Raw genomic sequence first — 19,831 nt, forward strand, 5'->3', positions numbered from 1 at the left:
CGGGCGCCCTACCCCTACGCCGCGTGCCGCGCGCCCGGCTGATGGATGCTGCGGTCGACCGGAAACACCACGCGGAACACGCTGCCCTTGCCTACCTCGCTGCTGATGCGCAGTTCGGCATGGTGGCGCGACAGCACGTGCTTGACGATCGCCAGCCCCAGGCCGGTGCCGCCGGTATCGCGCGAGCGGCTGCGGTCGACCCGATAGAAGCGCTCGGTCAGCCGCGGAATGTGCTCGGCGGCGATGCCCAGGCCCGTATCGCTGACCGAGAACACCGCATGGCCGTCGCGGTAGCACAGGCCGATGCCGATGCGGCCGCCGTCGGGCGTGTAGCGCACCGCGTTCGATACCAGATTGCCCAGCGCCGACAGCAGCTCGGTTTCGCTGCCGCGGATGCCGACCGTCCGGTCGATGTCGGCGGTGATCTCGTGCCGGCCCTGCGACAGCCCCTGCGCGTCGTGCACCAGGTGATGCACCAGCGCGCCGATGTCGACCGGATCCTGGCTGGGCGGCTGCATATCGCTCTCGAGCTTGGCCAGCGCCAGCAGGTCCTCGACGATATGCTGCATGCGCATCGCCTGCGTCATCATCATGTCGACATAGCGCCGGCGATCCTCGTCCGAGACCGGCAGATCGCGCACGGTCTCGAGAAAGCCCGTCAGCACCGTCAGCGGCGTCTTCAGTTCATGCGAGACATTGGCGACGAAATCGCGCCGCATCGACTCGGTGTTCTCGAGCTTGGTGATGTCCTGCGTCAGCACCAGCTTGCGATTGTCGCCATAGGGCAGCACCTGCACCGCCAGCACGCTCTGCTTGTGTTCGCCCATGTCGCGCATCTGCAAGGGTTCGTCGAAACGTTGCAACATCAGGTACTGCACAAACTCCGGGCGCCGGATCAGGTGCGTGATGCGCTGGCGCGCGTCGCGCCGCGCGCTGAGGCCGAAGTGCAGCTCGGCCACGGCGTTGCACCACTCGATCTGGTCGGCGTCGTCCAGCATCAGCACGCCGTTGGGCGAGGCCTGGATCGCCTGGATGAAGCGCGTGTGCTGCTGCTCGACCTGCAGCACCTGCATGCGCCAGCGCTTGACGAGACGGTGCAGGCGGTAATAGACCTCGCCCCACAGCCCGACCGCGCTCGGAATCTCGCCGTAGGCAGGCGCGTCCAGCACCTTCCACAGCCGGTTGATCTGATACAGGTAGAACACCAGCAGCGCCAGCAGCGCGCCGGTGGTCACCGCCAGCGCGGCGGTGACGCCGACGAAGACGGCCAGCAGCGCGGCGGCGATGGCCAGCAGGATCAGGACGGCCGCGGATCGGGCCCAGATGACATTCATGAGATCGTGCGATGGCAGCCTGGCAGGGTACGGCGAAGGCGACAGTCAGGGCCGCCCCCGCAGGCGGGATGGGCCGCAGTGTGCCACGAAACCGCGGAAAGCGACGCCGCCTCGCCCAGCCCGCGGATCCCGCGGCAAACCTGGCGAGGCCGGCCGCTCACTGTCCCGGCGACCGGGCCAGGCGGTAGCCGCTGCCGCGGACCGTCTCGATCATCGCGCTGTAGCCGCCGGGAGCCAGCGCCGCGCGCAGCCGCTTGATATGCACGTCGACGGTGCGCTCTTCCACGAAAACGTGGTCGCCCCAGACCTGGTCCAGCAGCTGCGAGCGGCTGTGCACGCGCTCCGGGTGGGTCATCAGGAAATGCAGCAGGCGGAATTCGGTCGGGCCGAGTTCCAGCTTGATCGGGCCGGATTCGTCCTGGCCGGTGACGCGATGCGTGGCCGGGTCCAGCCGCAGGCCGTTGATCGCCACGACGTCGTCGGTCAGCTGCGGCGCGCGGCGGCGCAGCACCGCCTTGATGCGCGCCAGCAGCTCCTTCGGCGAGAACGGCTTGGTCACGTAGTCGTCGGCACCCGCCTCCAGCCCCATGACCTTGTCCTGCTCCTCGCTGCGCGCGGTCAGCATGATGATCGGGATCTGCTTGGTGCGTTCGTTGTTGCGCAGTTCCTTGGCGAACACCGCCCCGGACTTGCCCGGCAGCATCCAGTCAAGCAGCACCAGATCGGGCAATACATCGCTCATCAGCGACAGCGCCTGCTCGGCGTTGTAGGCACGGATCGGATAGTGCCCGGCGTGCTGCAGGTTGACGGCGATCAGTTCGGCAATGGCCGGTTCGTCTTCGACGACCAGAATACTGCTAGGCATGAATGAGGTCTCCGCTCTCTGGCAGGTTCAGGTATTGGCAGATGGAACAGCGAGATGACGTAGTACAGCGGACGATCTACGGCGAGCGAAACGGGCAGGTACACACCGGGCAGCAAGACAACGGACAGGTACCACGGCGTCGCTCGACCGGTTGGATCAGCTCAGCGCTTCCTTTTCCATGTCCTCGCGCGACGTGTGGCGAACGTCGGTGCCCTTGACGATGTAGATGATGAATTCGGCAATGTTCTTCGCATGGTCGCCGATGCGCTCGACGGCCTTGGCGATGAACAGGAAGTCCAGCGCGACCGAGATCGTGCGCGGGTCTTCCATCATGTAGGTGATCAGCTTGCGCACGAAGGCACGGAATTCGTCGTCGATCGCCTTGTCGTCCTTGACGATGCGCGCGGCCGCGACCGTATCGAGGCGCGCGAAGGCATCGAGCGACTTGCGCAGCAGCGCGATCGCCAGATCGCCGGCCAGCTTGACCTCGGCGTAGTTGATGCCCTGCGCGCCGGTCTCTTCCATGATGTGCTTGGTACGCTTGGCGATCTTCTCGGCCTCGTCGCCGGCGCGCTCCAGGTTCGTGATGGTCTTGGAGATGGCCATCACCAGGCGCAGATCGCGCGCGGTCGGCTGGCGGCGCGCGATGATATTGCCGCAGTCGGCATCGATCTCGATCTCGAGCGCGTTGATCTGGTTCTCGCGCTCGATGACCTGCTCGGCCAGCGTGGCGTCGAATTCGGCCAGCGCCTTCATCGCGGTATCGATCTGCGCCTCGACCAGGCCGCCCATCTGCAGCAGCTTGGTATTGATCGCGTTGAGGTCGGCGTCGAATTGGGTCGACAGGTGCTTGTCGGTCATCATGTTCTCCTGGCCGCGGATGCTGGCGCGTCGCGCGACACGGCGGGCGTTGCTTGGACGGGCTGCCTTGCTGCTCAGCCGAAACGGCCGGTGATGTAGTCCTCGGTTTCCTTGCGGTGCGGCTTGATGAAGATCTTCTCCGTCTCGCCGAACTCGATCAGCTCGCCCAGGTACATGTAGGCGGTGAAATCCGAGCAACGCGCAGCCTGCTGCATATTATGGGTCACGATCACCACGGTGTACTCGTCCTTCAGTTCCGCGATCAGTTCCTCGATGCGGCCGGTCGAGATCGGGTCCAGCGCCGAGCACGGCTCGTCGAGCAGCAGCACCTCCGGGCGGATCGCAATGCCGCGCGCGATGCACAGCCGCTGCTGCTGGCCGCCGGACAGGCTGTAGCCCGACTGGTGCAGCTTGTCCTTGGCCTCGTTCCACAGCGCGGCCTTCGACAGCGCCCACTCGACGCGGTCGTCCATCTCCGAGCGCGACAGCTTCTCGAACAGCCGCACGCCGAAGGCGATATTGTCGTAGATCGACATCGGGAACGGCGTCGGCTTCTGGAACACCATGCCGACCTTGGCGCGCAGCAGCGCGATGTCCTTGCGGCTGGTCAGCAGGTTCTCGCCGTCCATGTTGATCTCGCCCTCGGCACGCTGCTCGGGATAGAGCGCGTACATCTTGTTCAGGGTACGCAGCAGGGTCGATTTGCCGCAGCCCGAGGGACCGATGAAGGCGGTGACCTTGCGGTCCGGGATCGACATGTTGATGTTCTTCAGCGCATGGAACTGTCCGTAGTAGAAGTTCAGGTTGCGCACGTCGATCTTGGCGCGGACGCTGTCGGGGATGTCGATGACGGTCGAAGTCATGCTGGGTCTCGCAGGTAGATTCGTGGTTTCGCGTGCTGCTTGCGGTTCGTTTTGCTGTCTGCCGGTTGCGCTCACTGGCTCTTCTTGAACAGCACGCGCGCCAGGATGTTCAGCGCCAGGACGCCGATCGTGATCAGGAACACGCCGGCCCATGCCAGCTGCTGCCATTCGGTGAACGGGCTCATCGCGAAGCGGAAGATCGTCACCGGCAGGTTGGCCATCGGCTTGTTCAGATCCGTGCTCCAGAACTGGTTCGACAGCGCGGTGAACAGCAGCGGCGCGGTTTCGCCGGCGATCCGGGCCACCGCCAGCAGCACGCCGGTGATGATGCCCGCGTACGAGGCCTTGACCGTGATCGACAGCACCATCTTCCATTTCGGCGTGCCGAGCGCGAAGGCGGCCTCGCGCAGCGCGTTGGGCACCAGGTTCAGCATGTTCTCGGTGGTGCGCACGACGATCGGGATCTGCAGCAGCGCCAGCGAGCAGATGCCGGCCCAGGCCGAGAAATGCCCCATCCGGGCCACCACCAGCGCGTAGACGAACAGGCCGATCACGATCGACGGCGCCGACAGCAGGATGTCGTTGATGAAGCGGATGAAGCTGGCCAGCGGGGACTTCTGGCCATACTCGGCCAGGTAGATGCCGGCCAGGATGCCCAGCGGCGTGCCGAACACGGTGGCCAGGCCCACCATCACGAAACTGCCGAAGATCGCGTTGGCGAGACCGCCGCCGGCGGTATTCGGTGCCGGCGTCATCTGCGTGAACAGGTCGATCGACAATCCGCCGATGCCCAGCGAGATCGTCGTCCACAGGATCCACGCGAGCCAGAACAGGCCGAAGGTCATCGCGGCCAGCGAGGCGGCCAGCGCGTAGACGTTGATGCGCTTGCGCCGCGCCTGCAGGCGCTCGCGCACCTCGTTGGCATTGGCATGGACCGCCGGGATCGACGAGGTCGACATGGTGGCTTGGCTGGTCGAATTCATTTCTTGCCCTCATTGCGCGACAGGCGCAGCAACAGCAGTTTGGACAGCGCCAATACCACGAAGGTGATGAAGAACAGGATCAGGCCAAGCTCCATCAGCGCGGCGGTATGCAGGCCCGGACCGGCCTCCGCGAACTCGTTGGCCAGCGCCGAGGTGATGCTGTTGCCCGGCGAGAACAGCGAGGCGTTGTCCAGCAGGTTGGTGTTGCCGATCACGAAGGTGACCGCCATGGTCTCGCCCAGCGCGCGGCCCAGGCCGAGCATCACGCCGCCGATCACGCCGGCACGGGTATAGGGCAGCACGACGTTCCACATCACCTCCCAGGTGGTGCAGCCGACGCCGTAGGCGGATTCCTTCAGCAGCACCGGGGTGACCTCGAACACGTCGCGCATCACCGAGGCGATATACGGAATGATCATGATCGCCAGGATCACGCCCGCGCACAGCAGGCCGATGCCCAGCGGCGCGCCCTGGAACAGCGGCCCGATCAGCGGCAGCTGGCCGACGGTCGCGGCCAGCGGCTTCTGGAAGTACTCGCCGAACAGCGGCGCGAATACCAGCAGGCCCCACATGCCGTAGACGATCGACGGCACCGCGGCCAGCAACTCGATCGCGGTGCCCAGGGGGCGGCGCAGCCATGCCGGAGACAGTTCGGTCAGGAACAGCGCGATGCCGAAGCTGACCGGCACCGCGATGATCAGCGCGATCAGCGAGGTCACGATGGTGCCGTAGATCGGCACCAGCGCGCCATAGATGTCCGCGGGGGGATCCCACTCCGCGGTCCACAGGAATTTGAGGCCGAAGGCCTGGATCGAAGGCCAGGCGCTGATGGCGAGCGAGACGATGATGCCGCCCAGCAGCAACAGCGTGATGATGGCGGCGCCGCGCGTCAGGCCACCGAACAGGATGTCACCGGTGCGGCCGGGTGCGCGTACGGCGGGAAGATCGGACGTGGTCGCCATGTTCAGGAGTACTCGGTTTTGCTCCCCTCTCCCGCTGGCGGGAGAGGGGCCGGGGGAGAGGGCAGCGCGCTCGGCACGCCCTCCCTTCGGATCACCACAGGTCGATCAGTACAGGCCCTTGCCCGACGCGTCCTTGATGCTGTTCTTCCAGGTCGTGCGGATCTGGTTGACGACCGACTCGGGCATCGGCACGTAGTCCAGTTCGCTGGCCATGCTGGCGCCGCTCTTGTAGGCCCAGTCGAAGAACTTCAGCACTTCCGCGCCCTGCGCCGGCTTTTCCTGGTTCTTGTGCACCAGGATGAAGGTCGCGCCGGCGATCGGCCAGGCGTCCTTGCCCTGCTGGTTGGTCAGGATCTGGTAGTACGACTTGCTCCAGTCGGCGCCGGCCGCAGCGGCCTTGAACGCGTCATCGCTCGGCGAGACCACCGCACCGGCGGCGTTCTTCATCTTCACGTGCGTCATCTTGTTCTGCTTGGCGTAGGCGTACTCGACATAGCCGATCGCGCCGTTCAGACGCTGCACGAAGGCGGCCACGCCTTCATTTCCCTTGCCGCCCGTGCCGCCACCCGGCCAGTTGACCGTGGTGCCCTCGCCCACCGAGCTCTTCCAGTCGGCGCTGACCTTCGACAGGTAGTTGGTGAAGATGAACGTGGTGCCCGAGCCGTCGGCGCGGCGCACCGGCAGGATGTCCTGGCTCGGCAGCTTGGCGTTCGGGTTCAGCGCCTTGATGGCCGGATCGTCCCACTTCTTGATCTTGCCCAGGTAGATGTCCGCCAGCACTTCGCCCGTGATGGTCAGGTCGCCCGGCTTGATGCCTTGCAGATTGATCACCGGCACCACGCCGCCGATCACGGTCGGGAACTGCACCAGACCTTGCTTGGCCAGTTCCTCGTCCTTCAGCGGGGCGTCCGAAGCGCCGAAATCGACCGTCTTGGCGTTGATCTGCTTGATGCCGCCCGACGATCCGATCGATTGATAGTTGACCTTGTTACCCGTGGCTTTTTGGTATGCGTCGGCCCACTTGGAATAGACGGGCGCCGGAAAGGAAGCGCCTGCACCGGTAATTTCTGCCGCGAATGCGGAGCCTGCTACCACCATCGATACGATGCCCGCAACGGCAGTCTTGACCAGCTTCATATGTCCTCCAGAGAACATGGTTGGGAATGTCAGTTTTTTGACATCCCGAACTTTATGCGGCCACTATGACAGTTCCGTGACATCGCGAAAATTTCTCTGAAGAGACATTTAAGCGGACATTTCCGCACGCACTCGAGCAGGCATGGAAGGCACCGATCGGCCCTCGGCCCCGGCGCGACAAAGGAAAACGCCCGGCCGGAGCCGGGCGTTCACGGCAGGCTGGCGCCTTGTGCTGGATCAGGTCGCCAGCGCGTCGGCCAGCTTGCGGGCCGCCTGCTCGGCGGTCTCGGCCTGTTCGGCCTCGACCATCACCCGCACCACCGGCTCGGTACCGGAAGCACGGATCAGCACGCGCCCCTTGCCGGCCAGCGCCGGCTCGATCTCGGCGCGAGCCGCTTGCAGGCCGGCATGGCTTTGCCAGTCGAAGCCCTTCTGCACCCGCACATTGATCAGCGTCTGCGGGAACAGCGAGACACCGTCGAGCAGCTGCGCCAGGGTCTTGCCGCTGCGGCGCAGCGCCGCCAGCACCTGCAGCGCCGACACGATGCCGTCGCCGGTAGAGTGGCGATCCAGGCATAGCAAATGGCCCGAACCCTCGCCGCCCAGTGTCCAGCCGCGCTTGCCCAGTTCCTCGAGCACGTAGCGGTCGCCGACCTTGGCCCGCACGAATTCGACGCCCTGGCGTTGCAGCGCCAGCTCGACCGCCATATTGGTCATCAGCGTGCCGACCACGCCTGGGACGCTTTGTCCACAGGCGATGCGGTCCTGCACGATCGCATAGAGCAGCTCGTCACCGTTGTAGAGCCGGCCGTCGGCGTCGACCACCTGCAGCCGGTCGGCATCGCCATCGAAGGCCAGGCCGAGGTCGGCGCCGTGCGCCTTGACCGCCTCGACCAGCTTGTCCGGCGCGGTGGCGCCGTAGCCGTCGTTGATGTTGCGGCCATTGGGCTGGTTGCCGATCGACACCACGTCGGCACCCAGCTCGTGGAACACGTGCGGAGCGATGTGGTACGCCGCGCCATGCGCGCAGTCGACGACCAGCTTCAGGCCGTGCAGGTCGCGGTCGTATGGGAAGGTGCTCTTGCAGAACTCGATGTAGCGGCCGGCTGCGTCGTCGATCCGGCGCGCACGCCCCAGCTGGTCGGACGGCACGCAATGCATCGGCGCCTCGAGCTCGGCCTCGATCGCCAGTTCGACGTCGTCCGGCAGCTTGTCGCCGGTGGCCGAGAAGAACTTGATGCCGTTGTCGTGGTACGGATTGTGGCTGGCCGAGATCACCACGCCGGCGGCCAGCCGCAGCGCGCGGGTCAGATAGGCGACACCCGGCGTCGGCAGCGGGCCGGTCAGCAGCACATGGACACCGGCCGCGGTAAAGCCCGCTTCCAGCGCGGCTTCCAGCATATAGCCGGAGATCCGCGTGTCCTTGCCGATCAGCACCGTGGGCTTGCCTTGCGTGCTCGGCTGGCCGAGCGCCAGCACGCGCCCCGCCGCATAGCCCAGCCGCATCACGAAATCCGGCGTGATCGGCGCCTCGCCGACCCTGCCGCGCACGCCGTCGGTGCCGAAGTATTTACGTGTCATCCGATCGTTCTCCCTGTTCTGATTCGGGTTCGAATTCTTTGCGCTGAGATTGGTTGTAGATGGTCGCCGGGATGGCCGTGACGGGCGTCAGGCCGCGGCGTCGACGCGTTGCTGCCGCACGGCCCACCAGGTCTTGATCGCGTCGACCGATGCCTGCACATCGTGCACGCGCACGATATAGGCGCCGCGTTCGGCCGCGCACACAGCGGCGGCGATGCTGGCCGCGACGCGCTGCTGCGGCGGCCGTCCGCCCAGAATGGCGCCGAGCGTCGATTTGCGCGACAGCCCGGCCAGCAGCGGCAATCCGTCGACGGCCAGCTGCGGCAGCTCGCCGAGCAGGCGCAGATTATGATCCGCGGTCTTGCCGAAGCCAAAGCCCGGATCGAGCACGATGCGGCTGTCGTCGACGCCGGCCGCGCGCAACGCATCGACGCGCTGCTGCAGGAAGTCGCGGACCTCGCCGACCACGTCGTCGTAGTGCGGGGCCTCCTGCATCGTCTGGGGATCGCGCTGCATGTGCATCACGCACAGGCCGGGTTGGGCGCCCTGGCCCGCCTGGGCGGCCGCGACGGCCTCGAGCGCGCCCGGCATGCGCAGGCCCCAGATGTCATTGATCAGGTCGGCGCCGGCCGCCAGCGCCGCGCGCATCGTCTCGGGCTTGTAGGTATCGATCGACAGCGGCTTGCCGCAGTCGCGCAGCGCTTCGACGATGGGCAGCACGCGCGCCAGCTCCTGCTCCAGCGGCAGCGACGCCGAGCCGGGCCGGCTCGATTCGCCGCCGATGTCGATGATGTCGACGCCCTCGGCGATCATCTGCTCGGCATGCCGCAGCGCCGCGTCGCGGCTCGCATGCTGGCCGCCATCGGAAAACGAGTCGGGCGTCACGTTGAGGATGCCCATGACCAGCGGGCGGCGGTCGCGTGCAAAGCGATAGCGCCCGCACTGGAAATACGAGGTCGACAAGTTGCGGTCCTGAATAAACGGGGAAGTAAGACGAAGGACGAGGCCGGTAACGGGGGAAGCCGGGACGAAAAAAGCCGGTGCCCTGGGGCACCGGCTTTGCGAGGCTCAGCGCGCCAAGCGCAGCGCAGCCATCATCCTCTGGGCGGACGGTCTCGGATCAGGCCGCGGCCGGCGCGTTCGACGGCGTCACCGGCGAGCCGCCCGACGGCGGCGTGCCGCCACCGCTGGCGCCCGGCATGCCGCGCGGAGGACGCGGCGGCTTGCCGGCCATGATGTCGTTGACCTGGTCGGCATCGATGGTTTCCCATTCCATCAGCGCCGCGGTCATCGCCTCGACCTTGTCGCGATTCTCTTCGAGCAGGCGCTTGGCCAGCGCATACTGCTCGTCGAGGATGCGGCGGATCTCGCCGTCGACCTTCTGCTGCGTGACTTCCGACACCGATTTCGACGACATCTTGCCGAACAGGCCTTCCTGCTCGGTGTCGACATAGACCATCGTGCCCAGCGTGTCGCTCATGCCGAAGCGGGTCACCATGTCGCGCGCGATCTTGGTGGCGCGTTCGAAGTCGTTGGACGCGCCGGTGCTCATCGCATTGAGGAACACCTCTTCGGCGGCGCGGCCGCCGAACAGGATGGCGATCTCGTCGAGCATGTTGTCCTTGTACTTCGAGTACTTGTCATGCTCGGGCAGCTGCCAGGTCACGCCCAGTGCCCAGCCACGCGGCATGATGGTGACCTTGTGCACCGGGTCTGCCTTGGGCAGCAGCTTGGCCACCACCGCATGGCCCGACTCGTGGTACGCGGTCGCCTTGCGTTCCTCTTCGCGCATCACCGTCGACTTGCGCTCCGGACCCATGTAGATCTTGTCCTTCGCGTCCTCGAAGTCCTGCATGTCCACCACGCGCTTGTTGCGGCGGGCGGCAAACAGCGCGGCCTCGTTGACCAGATTGGCCAGGTCGGCGCCGGAGAAGCCCGGCGTGCCGCGCGCGATCACCGACGCGTCGACATCGTTGCCGATCGGCACCTTGCGCATATGGACCTTCAGGATCTGCTCGCGGCCGCGGATGTCCGGCAGGCCGACGAAGACCTGGCGGTCGAAACGGCCCGGACGCAGCAGCGCCTTGTCCAGGACGTCGGCACGGTTGGTCGCGGCGATCACGATCACGCCCGAGTTGGCCTCGAAGCCGTCCATCTCGACCAGCATCTGGTTCAGCGTCTGCTCGCGCTCGTCGTTGCCGCCGCCCATGCCGGCGCCGCGATGGCGGCCGACCGCGTCGATTTCATCGATGAACACGATGCAGGGGGCCTGCTTCTTGGCGTTCTCGAACATGTCGCGCACGCGGGCCGCGCCGACGCCGACGAACATTTCGACGAAGTCCGAACCGGAGATGCTGAAGAACGGCACCTTGGCCTCGCCGGCGATCGCGCGCGCCAGCAGCGTCTTGCCGGTACCCGGAGGGCCGACCAGCAGCACGCCGCGCGGGATGCGCCCGCCCAGCTTCTGGAACTTCTGCGGGTCTTTCAGGAAGTCGACCAGCTCGACCACCTCTTCCTTGGCCTCGTCGCAACCGGCGACGTCCTGGAAGGTGACCGCGTTCTGGTTCTCGTCGATCAGCCGCGCACGCGACTTGCCGAACGAGAAGGCGCCGCCTTTCCCGCCCCCCTGCATCTGCCGCATCATGTAGAACCAGAATACGATGATCAGCAGGGTCGGTCCGAGGTAGTACAGGGCCTGGACCAGCACATTCGGCTCGTCATCGGCCTTGCCAGTCACCTGGACGCCGTATTTCATCAGGTCGCCGACCATCCAGATGTCGCCCGGCGAGATGATGGTGTATTTCTGCCCTTCCTTGGGCGTCACCACGAGGTTTCGGCCCTGTACGTCGACGCGGCTCACCTTGCCGTTCTTGGCGTCATCCATGAACTGGGAATAGGTGACGCTTTCCTGCGCACGGGGCTTGTCGAACTGCTTGAAGACGGTAAACAACACCAGCGCGATCACGAGCCAGATTGCCGCCTTTTGAAACAGGTTGTTATTCAAGGCCGAACTCCTTTGCGATTGCCTTGCCAACGATAGCTGCATTGCATTGTAATGCAGCGCCGCCCCGGGGGGCGAAAAGCGTCCCTATCGGGCCAATAGTGATAGCGCTAGCGGCCAACTGAGGGACGACAGTCAGACCGGCAATGACGCCAATGGTGCCCGGCCGGACCCTGGGCAGGGCCCGTGCCGGACGGCCCAACGGCTTCAGCCCGGCGACTTCAGGTGGCGTCCAAGAATGAAGGTTTCGGAGGACTTGTCCCGCGAGGCCTTCGGCTTGCGCTTGGCCACCACCTTGAACTGGCGCTTGAACTTTTCGACGATCTGGCTGTAGCCGCTGCCGTGGAAGCACTTTACCAGCAACGCGCCGTCGGGTTTCAGATGGGCCTGGGCAAATTCGAGCGCCAGGTCGCACAGATATTCGATGCGCGCCGCATCGGCCGAGGCCACACCGGACAAATTGGGGGCCATATCGGACAAAACAAGGTCGATCTTGTTGCCGCCGGAGGCCTCCAGCACGATCTGCTCGAGCTGCCGGAACACCTCCTCGTCGCGGAAGTCGCCCTGGATGAAGGTCACGTCGGCGACCGGCTCCATCGGCAGCAGGTCGATCGCGACCACCGCTCCGTCGATATGGCCTTCCCGCGCGCGCGGCGAGGCGGCCAGCTTGTTGCGGACATACTGGCTCCAGCTGCCCGGCGCCGCGCCCAGGTCGACGATGACCTGACCCGGCTGGATCAGCTTGTCCTGCTCGTCGATCTCCTTGAGCTTGTAGGCCGCGCGCGCGCGATAGCCTTCGCGCTGCGCCAGCTTGACGTAAGGGTCGTTGATATGGTCGTGCAGCCACGACTGCCTGAACTTGTTCTTGGCCATTTCTCGTGATTTCGCCGCCAGACCATGACGGTTTGACGGATAATACGCGCCGTTGCGACGCCCTTGCGACGTAAGAGGCCCTGCCGGCCGCGTTTGCAGCCGGCTTTCCGGCCGCCTTTCCAGCCGCCTTTACCGGCGTCGCCCCTATCCTGCCTGACTATGCCTGCCCTTCAATTGAATCCCGCCCAGCGCTCCGAACTCCGCTCCCGTGCCCACGGCCTGAACCCGGTCGTGATGATCGGCGCCGAGGGCCTGACCCCTGCCGTCCTGGCCGAGATCGACCGCAGCCTCGCGGCCCACGATCTGATCAAGATCCGCGTGTTCGGCGACGAGCGCGACACCCGCATCGCCATCTACGAAGCCATTTGCGATGAACTTGGCGCCGCCCCGATCCAGCACATCGGCAAGCTGCTGGTGGTCTGGCGTCCGGGCCCGGCCCGGCTGAAGGAGAACCAGCCGCAGGACCTCGGCCGCATGGCACCGGCCCGCCGCGGCGCAGCACCGCGCACCGTCACGGTGCGCAAGCCCGCCGCCAAGCCGGGCGGCCGCCCGACCCGCAACGAGGTCCGCCTGCTGGGCAACGAGCGCGTGACCGCCGGCGGCAACGTCAAGCGCGCCCGGACCCGCCAGGCCAGCCAGAAGAAGAAGTCGCTGGGCTGAGCGGCTCCTGTGCCCCACGGCGCTGTACTCCCTCTCCCGCAAGCGGGAGAGAGGAGAAAAAACGACGCTTGGGGGGCCGCCCTCCCTCAGTCCTCCGCCACCGTCCGCCGGCCGGCCAGGCGCCAGACCAGCACCAGCGCCAGCAGGCTCTGCAGCAGATAGAAGGCGCTCGAGACGCCGTGCAGCATGCCGAAACGCGCGCGGAACGGCGACTCCGACACCCCGAGCCCGATCGCCTGCGCCTTGTGCCGCAGGCTCTCCATGAACGGCTGCAGCCCGAAGTAGCCGATCAGCACGCAACACAGCATGCCGAGCACCAGCCAGCGCAGCCCCCGGTAGCGCGTGGCGCCGCGCCGGATCATCACGTTGCACAGCACCAGCTGCAGCACGCCGATCACCACGCCCAGCACAGCCTCGGTGCGGAACAGCTGTCCGGCCAGCATGCCGGCCATCTCGCGGCTCGGCAGCACGGCGAACAGCGTGGGAGCGACCAGATAGCCGATGGTCCAGAGGCTGCCCGCCCAGATCACGGTCAGCAGCAGAAACAGCCGGTGCGGCAGCAGCGGCTGACCGGCGGACACCGGGCCCGGCAGCGGGGAGGACGGCGACACCACGGCGCGCGCCGCCTCAGATGTAACGGACGGTGATGACTTCGTACTCGCGCTCGCCGCCGGGGGCCAGCACCGTCGCGACATCGCCCTCGAACTTGCCGATCAGCGCCCGCGCGATCGGCGAGCTGACCGAGATCTTGCCGCTTTCGAGATCGGCTTCGTCCTCGCCGACGATCTGATAGCGGACCGACTTGCCGGATTCCAGGTCTTCCAGGTCGACGGTGGCACCGAACACGATGCGGCCGTCGGTATCGAGCTGGGTCGGATCGATGATCTGCGCGGCCGACAGCTTGGCTTCGACCTCGAGGATGCGGCCCTCGATAAAGGCCTGTTTTTCCTTGGCGGCGTCGTATTCCGCGTTCTCCGACAGATCGCCCTGCGCACGCGCCTCGGCGATGGCATTGATCACCGCGGGACGTTCGACAGCCTTCAGGCGTTGCAGCTCCGCTTTCAGGAGTTCTGCGCCGCGCTTGGTAATCGGAATGGTGCTCATGTCTTCGTCAGGCAAAAAAATGAGCCGCAGCGCAGCGGGCGATGTACGCAGCGGTCTTGCCGGCACACCTCCGCTCAACCGCGGCTTTTGGGTGGTTCTTGGATTGTACGACCAGGCTCTGATTGCTCAGCTTTCGGGCGCCCCTGATGACTTGGGTCCGCCGAAATTCCCGTTAGTTTAGGTCAAGACGCCGAAGCACATCAACCAGGGCCAAGGGGCGCCCCCTCCCCGAAGGGAGAAGGCAAGCCGCCGCGCCGTGGGAAGCGTCGCAGAATCAGGCCAGCGAGCCGTGCAGGCCCTGCAGGTCGTAGACCTCCAGGTTCTGCATCTGCTTCAGGCCCTCGACCGCGGCGCGGGCGCCGGCGATCGTCGTGTAGTACGGCACCCGGTTGGCCAGCGCCGAGATCCGGATCGAGCGCGAATCGGCGATCGCGGTACGGGTCTCGTCGACCGTGGTGAACACCAGCGCCAGTTCGCCATTCTTCAGCATGTCGACGATATGCGGGCGGCCGTCCTTGACCTTGTTGACCACGCGCACCGGAATGCCGGCCGCTTCGATCGCCGACGCGGTGCCGCGGGTCGCCACCAGCGGATAACCCATGTCGTGCAGCATGCGGGCGACGCTGACCGCGTGCGGCTTGTCGCTGTCCTTGACGGTCAGCAGCACGGTGCCGCGCTCGGGCAGGCGCGAACCGGCCGCCAGCTGGCTCTTGAACAGGGCCTCGCCGAAGGTCTTGCCCACGCCCATCACTTCGCCGGTCGAACGCATCTCGGGTCCGAGCACCGGATCGACGCCAGGGAACTTGTTGAACGGGAACACCGCTTCCTTGACGCTGTAGTACGGCGGCACCACCTCGGCGCCGATGCCCTGCTCGTCCAGCGACTGGCCGGCCATGCAGCGCGCGGCGATCTTCGCCAGCGACAGGCCGGTGGCCTTCGACACGTACGGCACCGTGCGCGAGGCGCGCGGATTCACTTCGAGCACGTAGACGATGTCCTGGCCGTCCTTCTGCTGGATCGCGAACTGGACGTTCATCAGGCCGACCACGTTCAGCGCCTTGGCCATCGCGGCGGTCTGGCGCTTCAGTTCGTCGACGGTCGCCTGCGACAGCGAATACGGCGGCAGCGAGCACGCCGAATCGCCGGAGTGGACGCCCGCCTGCTCGATATGCTCCATCACGCCGCCGATGAAGACGCGCTTGCCGTCGCATAGCGCATCGACGTCGCACTCGATCGCATCGTTGAGGAAGCGGTCGAGCAGCACCGGCGAGTCGTTCGACACCTTGACCGCCTCGCGCATGTAGCGCTCGAGGTCGCGCGGCTCATGGACGATCTCCATCGCACGGCCGCCCAGCACGTAGGACGGGCGCACCACCAGCGGGTAGCCGATTTCTTCGGCCAGCTTCAGGGCCTCGTCCTCGGTGCGGGCGGTGCGGTTCGGCGGCTGGCGCAGGCCGAGCTCCTGCAGCAGCTTCTGGAAGCGCTCGCGGTCCTCGGCCGCATCGATCATGTCGGGGCTGGTGCCGATGATGGGCACGCCGTTGGCCTCCAGATCCAGCGCCAGCTTCAGCGGGGTCTGGCCGCCGTACTGCACGATCACGCCGACAGGCTTTTCCTTGTCGACGATCTCGAGCACGTCCTCGAGCGTCAGCGGCTCGAAGTACAGGCGGTCGGAGGTGTCGTAGTCGGTCGACACGGTCTCCGGGTTGCAGTTGACCATGATGGTCTCGTAGCCATCCTCGCGCAGCGCGAGCGCCGCGTGCACGCAGCAGTAGTCGAACTCGATGCCCTGGCCGATCCGGTTCGGGCCACCGCCCAGCACCATGATCTTGCGCTTGTCGGTCGGGTTGGCCTCGCACTCGCCATGCTCGGCCTCGTAGGTCGAGTACATGTAGGCGGTGTTGGTGGCGAACTCGGCCGCGCAGGTATCGACGCGCTTGTAGACCGGACGCACGTTGTTGGTCAGGCGCGCTTCGCGCACGGCCTTGGCGTCGGTCTTCATCAGCCGGGCCAGACGGCGGTCGGAGAAGCCCTTCTGCTTCAGATAGCGCAGTTCGGCGGCCGACAGGCTGGCCAGCGTGCGGGCCTTGACCTGGGCCTCGGTCTTGACGATGTCCTCGATCTGGGCAAGGAACCACGGATCGATATCGGTCTCGGCGTACACCTCTTCGAGCGACATGCCCAGGCGGAACGCATCGCCGACGTACCAGATCCGGTCCGGACCCGGCTCGCCGATCTCCTCGACGATCTCGTCGCGGTCGGTCGATTTTTCGTCCAGCCCGTCGACGCCGACCTCAAGGCCGCGCAGCGCCTTCTGGAACGACTCCTGGAAGGTGCGGCCCATCGCCATCACCTCGCCGACCGACTTCATCTGCGTGGTCAGGTGGCTGTCGGCCTGCGGGAATTTCTCGAAGGCGAAGCGCGGCACCTTGGTGACCACGTAGTCGATCGACGGTTCGAACGACGCCGGGGTCTGGCCGCCGGTGATCTCGTTCTTCAGTTCGTCCAGCGTGTAGCCGACCGCCAGCTTGGCGGCGACCTTGGCGATCGGGAAGCCGGTGGCCTTCGACGCCAGCGCCGACGAGCGCGACACGCGCGGGTTCATCTCGATCACGATCATCCGGCCGTCCTTCGGATTGATCGAGAACTGCACGTTGGAGCCGCCGGTATCGACGCCGATCTCGCGCAGCACCGCCAGCGAGGCGTTGCGCAGCAGCTGGTATTCCTTGTCGGTCAGGGTCTGGGCCGGCGCGACGGTGATCGAGTCGCCGGTGTGGATGCCCATCGGGTCCAGGTTCTCGATCGAGCAGACGATGATGCAGTTGTCCTTCTTGTCGCGGACCACTTCCATCTCATACTCTTTCCAGCCCAGCAGCGATTCCTCGATCAGCAGCTCGCGCGTCGGCGACAGGTCCAGGCCGCGCTTGCAGATCTCTTCGAATTCCTCGCGGTTGTAGGCGATGCCGCCGCCGGTCCCGCCCAGCGTGAACGAGGGGCGGATCACGATCGGATAGCCGCTCGTGTCGGTCTCGCGTGCGATCTGCGACTGCACGGCCAGCGCCTCTTCCATCGAATGGGCGATGCCGGACTTGGCCGAACCGAGACCGATCCTGGTCATCGCGTCCTTGAACTTCTGGCGGTCCTCGGCCTTGTCGATCGCCTCGGGCGAGGCGCCGATCAGCTCGACCTTGTACTTGTCGAGCACGCCGTGGCGGTGCAGGTCCAGCGCGCAGTTCAGCGCGGTCTGGCCGCCCATGGTCGGCAGGATCGCATCGGGGCGCTCCTTGGCGATGATGCGCTCGACCACTTCCCAGGTGATGGGTTCGATGTAGGTCACATCAGCGGTGTTCGGGTCGGTCATGATGGTCGCCGGATTCGAATTGACCAGGATGACCTTGAACCCTTCCTCGCGCAGCGCCTTGCACGCCTGCGCGCCGGAATAGTCGAACTCGCAGGCCTGGCCGATGATGATGGGGCCCGCGCCGATGATCAGGATGCTCTGGATGTCTGTGCGTTTTGGCATTGCACGCTCTCTTTGTCGGCCGGTCCGCGCTCGCTCGCGAGCAGGCGCACCGCGCCGGATATCAATATTCAGTTCAGGGTGGCCGTCGCCAGCTTGGCGCCGAAGCCGATAAACATCGCGCCCACGCCGCTCGCCATGCCGGCCGACAGCCTGCGCCGGCGGCGGAAGGCCTCGGCCAGCTTCGCGCCGACGAAGATGATGGCGGTCAGGTAGGCGAAGCTGCAGGCCTGGCAGATCAGCCCCAGCACGCCGAACGACAGCACCGGATAGGCGAACTGCGGATCGACGAACTGGATGAAGAACGAGACGAAGAACAGGATGGCCTTGGGGTTCAGCAGGCTGATCAGCAGCGCCTTGCGGAACGGGTTGGCGGGGTCGGCGACCTGCGCCTGTCCCGCGCCCTCGCCCTGCCCCGCGGCCTCGGCGCCTTTCCCGCCCTTGCCGTGGCCGCTCCAGCTGCGCAGCGCGCCGCGCAGCATCTGCAAGCCGATCCACGCCAGATAGGCGGCACCGATGTACTTGATCACGTAGAACAGCCCGGGGCTGGCCTTGAGCAGCGAGGCCACGCCGGCGGCCGACAGCACCATCAGGATCGCGTCGCCGAGGAACACGCCGCAGGCGCCGCGATAGCCGGCACGCACGCCGCGCTGCGCGGCGACCGACAGCACGTACATCGAATTCGGCCCCGGCAGCAGCACGATGAAGATCGTGCCCAGCAGATAGGTCCAGAAGTCGGTAATGCCGAAGGTAGCGTGCATCAGGGCGTTCATGGTCGCGATCCTGTGTCGTCTCGTTCCGCTCTCGATGTCGAGGTCCGCCCTACTGGCGGGCCTCCTCCATCAGCCTGGTGAAGCGGTCGAACAGATAGGCCACGTCGTGCGGGCCGGGCGACGCTTCCGGGTGTCCCTGGAAGCAGAAGGCCGGCTTGTCGTTCAGCGCGAAGCCCTGCAACGTGCCGTCGAACAGCGAGACGTGGGTCACGCGCGCGTTGGCCGGCAGCGTTGCGGCGTCGACCGCAAAGCCGTGGTTCTGCGAGGTGATCACCACGCGGCCGTCATCCAGGTCCTTGACCGGATGGTTGGCGCCGTGGTGGCCGGTCGGCATCTTGACCGTCTTCGCACCGACGGCCAGGCCCATGATCTGGTGGCCCAGGCAGATGCCGAAGGTCGGGATGCCGCGCTGCAGGAATTCCTGCGTGGCACGGATCGCGTAGTCGCACGGCTCGGGGTCGCCCGGGCCGTTGGCCAGGAAGATGCCGTCCGGCTTGTAGGCCAGCGCGTCGGCGGCGCTCGACTGGGCCGGCAGCACCGTGATGCGGCAGCCGCGCTGGGCCAGCATGCGCAGGATGTTGAACTTGACGCCGTAGTCGAACGCGACCACGTGGAAGCGCGGGTTCTCCAGCTTGCCGTAGCCGCGCTCGAGCGCCCACTCGGTCTGGTTCCACTCGTACGGTTCCTTGACCGACACGACCTTGGCCAGGTCCATGCCGGCCAGGCCCGGGAACGAGCGCGCCAGGTCGATGGCCTTCTGCGCGTTGTCCTCGCCGGCCAGGATGCAGCCGTTCTGCGCGCCCTTCTCGCGCAGGATGCGGGTCAGCTTGCGGGTGTCGATGCCGGCGATCGCGGGCACCTTCTCCTGCTTCAGGTAGTGCGGCAGCGTGTGCTGCTTGCGGAAGTTCGAGGCGAGCAGCGGCAGATCCTTGATGATCAGGCCGGCGGCATGGACTTTGGTGGCTTCGACATCCTCGGAATTGACGCCGACATTGCCGATATGCGGGTACGTCAGCGTGACGATCTGCCGCGAATAGCTCGGGTCGGTGAGGATTTCCTGGTAACCGGTCAGCGCGGTGTTGAACACCACTTCGCCGATGGTATGGCCGGAGGCGCCGATGGAATAGCCACGAAAGACCGTGCCGTCTGCTAGCGCAAGGATGGCGGGCGGAAAAGACGGTAACACGGGTAGGCTCCTGCTGGATTCACCCCGTGACCGACCTCTCTCGACGCCTCGTGCCCCGAATCTGACGGCGAGCGCGCCGGCAGCGAGCCGGGGCGGTCGGGCCGGGCTGCGCGGGATTCGGCATCGGT

17 protein-coding genes are annotated in these 19,831 nt (G+C 66.1%); 1 reads left to right on the plus strand and 16 read right to left on the minus strand.

Annotated elements, in window-relative coordinates; all coding sequences use genetic code 11:
* Window positions 1-14: 14 nt before the first annotated feature.
* The 11 genes from phoR to FOB47_RS19300 form a co-directional block, all read right to left on the minus strand.
* The gene (phoR, locus tag FOB47_RS19250; protein WP_053822091.1) at window positions 15-1,334 is read right to left on the minus strand and encodes a phosphate regulon sensor histidine kinase PhoR; all 1,320 of its coding nucleotides are present in this window, start codon (window positions 1,332-1,334) and stop codon (window positions 15-17) included.
* Between the two features lie 157 nt (window positions 1,335-1,491).
* Window positions 1,492-2,199 carry a phosphate regulon transcriptional regulator PhoB gene (gene phoB / locus FOB47_RS19255; RefSeq protein WP_006576605.1) on the minus strand — a complete coding sequence of 236 codons (708 nt, stop codon included), beginning with the start codon at window positions 2,197-2,199 and terminating at the stop codon, window positions 1,492-1,494.
* A 156-nt stretch (window positions 2,200-2,355) separates the two neighbouring features.
* Window positions 2,356-3,060, minus strand: coding sequence for a phosphate signaling complex protein PhoU (phoU, locus tag FOB47_RS19260; RefSeq protein WP_053823135.1), 705 nt, complete (start codon window positions 3,058-3,060; stop codon window positions 2,356-2,358).
* Window positions 3,061-3,134: 74 nt separating this feature from the next.
* The gene (gene pstB / locus FOB47_RS19265) at window positions 3,135-3,923 is read right to left on the minus strand and encodes a phosphate ABC transporter ATP-binding protein PstB (RefSeq protein ID WP_006576607.1); all 789 of its coding nucleotides are present in this window, start codon (window positions 3,921-3,923) and stop codon (window positions 3,135-3,137) included.
* Window positions 3,924-3,994: 71 nt separating this feature from the next.
* Window positions 3,995-4,906 (minus strand): phosphate ABC transporter permease PstA, encoded by a 912-nt coding sequence (pstA, locus tag FOB47_RS19270; protein WP_053822092.1) that lies wholly within the window; start codon window positions 4,904-4,906, stop codon window positions 3,995-3,997.
* Window positions 4,903-5,868: a phosphate ABC transporter permease PstC gene (gene pstC, locus FOB47_RS19275; RefSeq protein WP_174781851.1), complete on the minus strand. Its 966-nt coding sequence runs from the start codon at window positions 5,866-5,868 to the stop codon at window positions 4,903-4,905. Before pstC ends, pstA begins: the two co-directional genes overlap by 4 nt.
* A 105-nt stretch (window positions 5,869-5,973) precedes the next feature.
* Complete coding sequence (pstS, locus tag FOB47_RS19280) at window positions 5,974-7,005, minus strand: phosphate ABC transporter substrate-binding protein PstS (RefSeq protein ID WP_053822094.1); 1,032 nt, start codon at window positions 7,003-7,005, stop codon at window positions 5,974-5,976.
* 237 nt (window positions 7,006-7,242) lie between these two features.
* Window positions 7,243-8,586, minus strand: coding sequence for a phosphoglucosamine mutase (glmM, locus tag FOB47_RS19285; protein ID WP_174781852.1), 1,344 nt, complete (start codon window positions 8,584-8,586; stop codon window positions 7,243-7,245).
* Between the two features lie 87 nt (window positions 8,587-8,673).
* Window positions 8,674-9,549 (minus strand): dihydropteroate synthase, encoded by an 876-nt coding sequence (folP, locus tag FOB47_RS19290; RefSeq protein WP_082371498.1) that lies wholly within the window; start codon window positions 9,547-9,549, stop codon window positions 8,674-8,676.
* A 157-nt stretch (window positions 9,550-9,706) separates the two neighbouring features.
* Window positions 9,707-11,590, minus strand: a complete 1,884-nt coding sequence (ftsH, locus tag FOB47_RS19295; protein WP_006576612.1) for an ATP-dependent zinc metalloprotease FtsH — start codon at window positions 11,588-11,590, stop codon at window positions 9,707-9,709.
* A 204-nt stretch (window positions 11,591-11,794) separates the two neighbouring features.
* Window positions 11,795-12,460 (minus strand): RlmE family RNA methyltransferase, encoded by a 666-nt coding sequence (locus FOB47_RS19300; protein WP_174781853.1) that lies wholly within the window; start codon window positions 12,458-12,460, stop codon window positions 11,795-11,797.
* A 159-nt stretch (window positions 12,461-12,619) separates the two neighbouring features.
* Between FOB47_RS19300 and FOB47_RS19305 the strand changes: the two genes are divergently transcribed.
* Complete coding sequence (locus FOB47_RS19305; RefSeq protein ID WP_174781854.1) at window positions 12,620-13,120, plus strand: YhbY family RNA-binding protein; 501 nt, start codon at window positions 12,620-12,622, stop codon at window positions 13,118-13,120.
* Between the two features lie 86 nt (window positions 13,121-13,206).
* Here FOB47_RS19305 and FOB47_RS19310 read toward each other — a convergent pair whose 3' ends face one another.
* From FOB47_RS19310 to carA, 5 genes are all read right to left on the minus strand, one after another.
* Window positions 13,207-13,680, minus strand: a complete 474-nt coding sequence (locus tag FOB47_RS19310; RefSeq protein ID WP_174782504.1) for a DUF4149 domain-containing protein — start codon at window positions 13,678-13,680, stop codon at window positions 13,207-13,209.
* A 67-nt stretch (window positions 13,681-13,747) separates the two neighbouring features.
* A complete protein-coding gene (gene greA, locus FOB47_RS19315) occupies window positions 13,748-14,224 on the minus strand; it encodes a transcription elongation factor GreA (RefSeq protein WP_053822098.1) in 477 nt (158 codons plus the stop codon).
* Between the two features lie 274 nt (window positions 14,225-14,498).
* On the minus strand, window positions 14,499-17,747 hold the full coding sequence (gene carB / locus FOB47_RS19320) for a carbamoyl-phosphate synthase large subunit (RefSeq protein WP_174781855.1): 3,249 nt from the start codon (window positions 17,745-17,747) through the stop codon (window positions 14,499-14,501).
* A gap of 68 nt (window positions 17,748-17,815) precedes the next feature.
* Window positions 17,816-18,517: a leucine efflux protein LeuE gene (gene leuE, locus FOB47_RS19325; RefSeq protein WP_174781856.1), complete on the minus strand. Its 702-nt coding sequence runs from the start codon at window positions 18,515-18,517 to the stop codon at window positions 17,816-17,818.
* A gap of 49 nt (window positions 18,518-18,566) precedes the next feature.
* On the minus strand, window positions 18,567-19,703 hold the full coding sequence (carA, locus tag FOB47_RS19330) for a glutamine-hydrolyzing carbamoyl-phosphate synthase small subunit (protein WP_053822101.1): 1,137 nt from the start codon (window positions 19,701-19,703) through the stop codon (window positions 18,567-18,569).
* Between the last annotated feature and the right edge of the window lie 128 nt (window positions 19,704-19,831).

This window comes from Cupriavidus gilardii (genome assembly GCF_013347325.1).
GTDB classification, from domain to species: Bacteria; Pseudomonadota; Gammaproteobacteria; order Burkholderiales; family Burkholderiaceae; genus Cupriavidus; species Cupriavidus gilardii.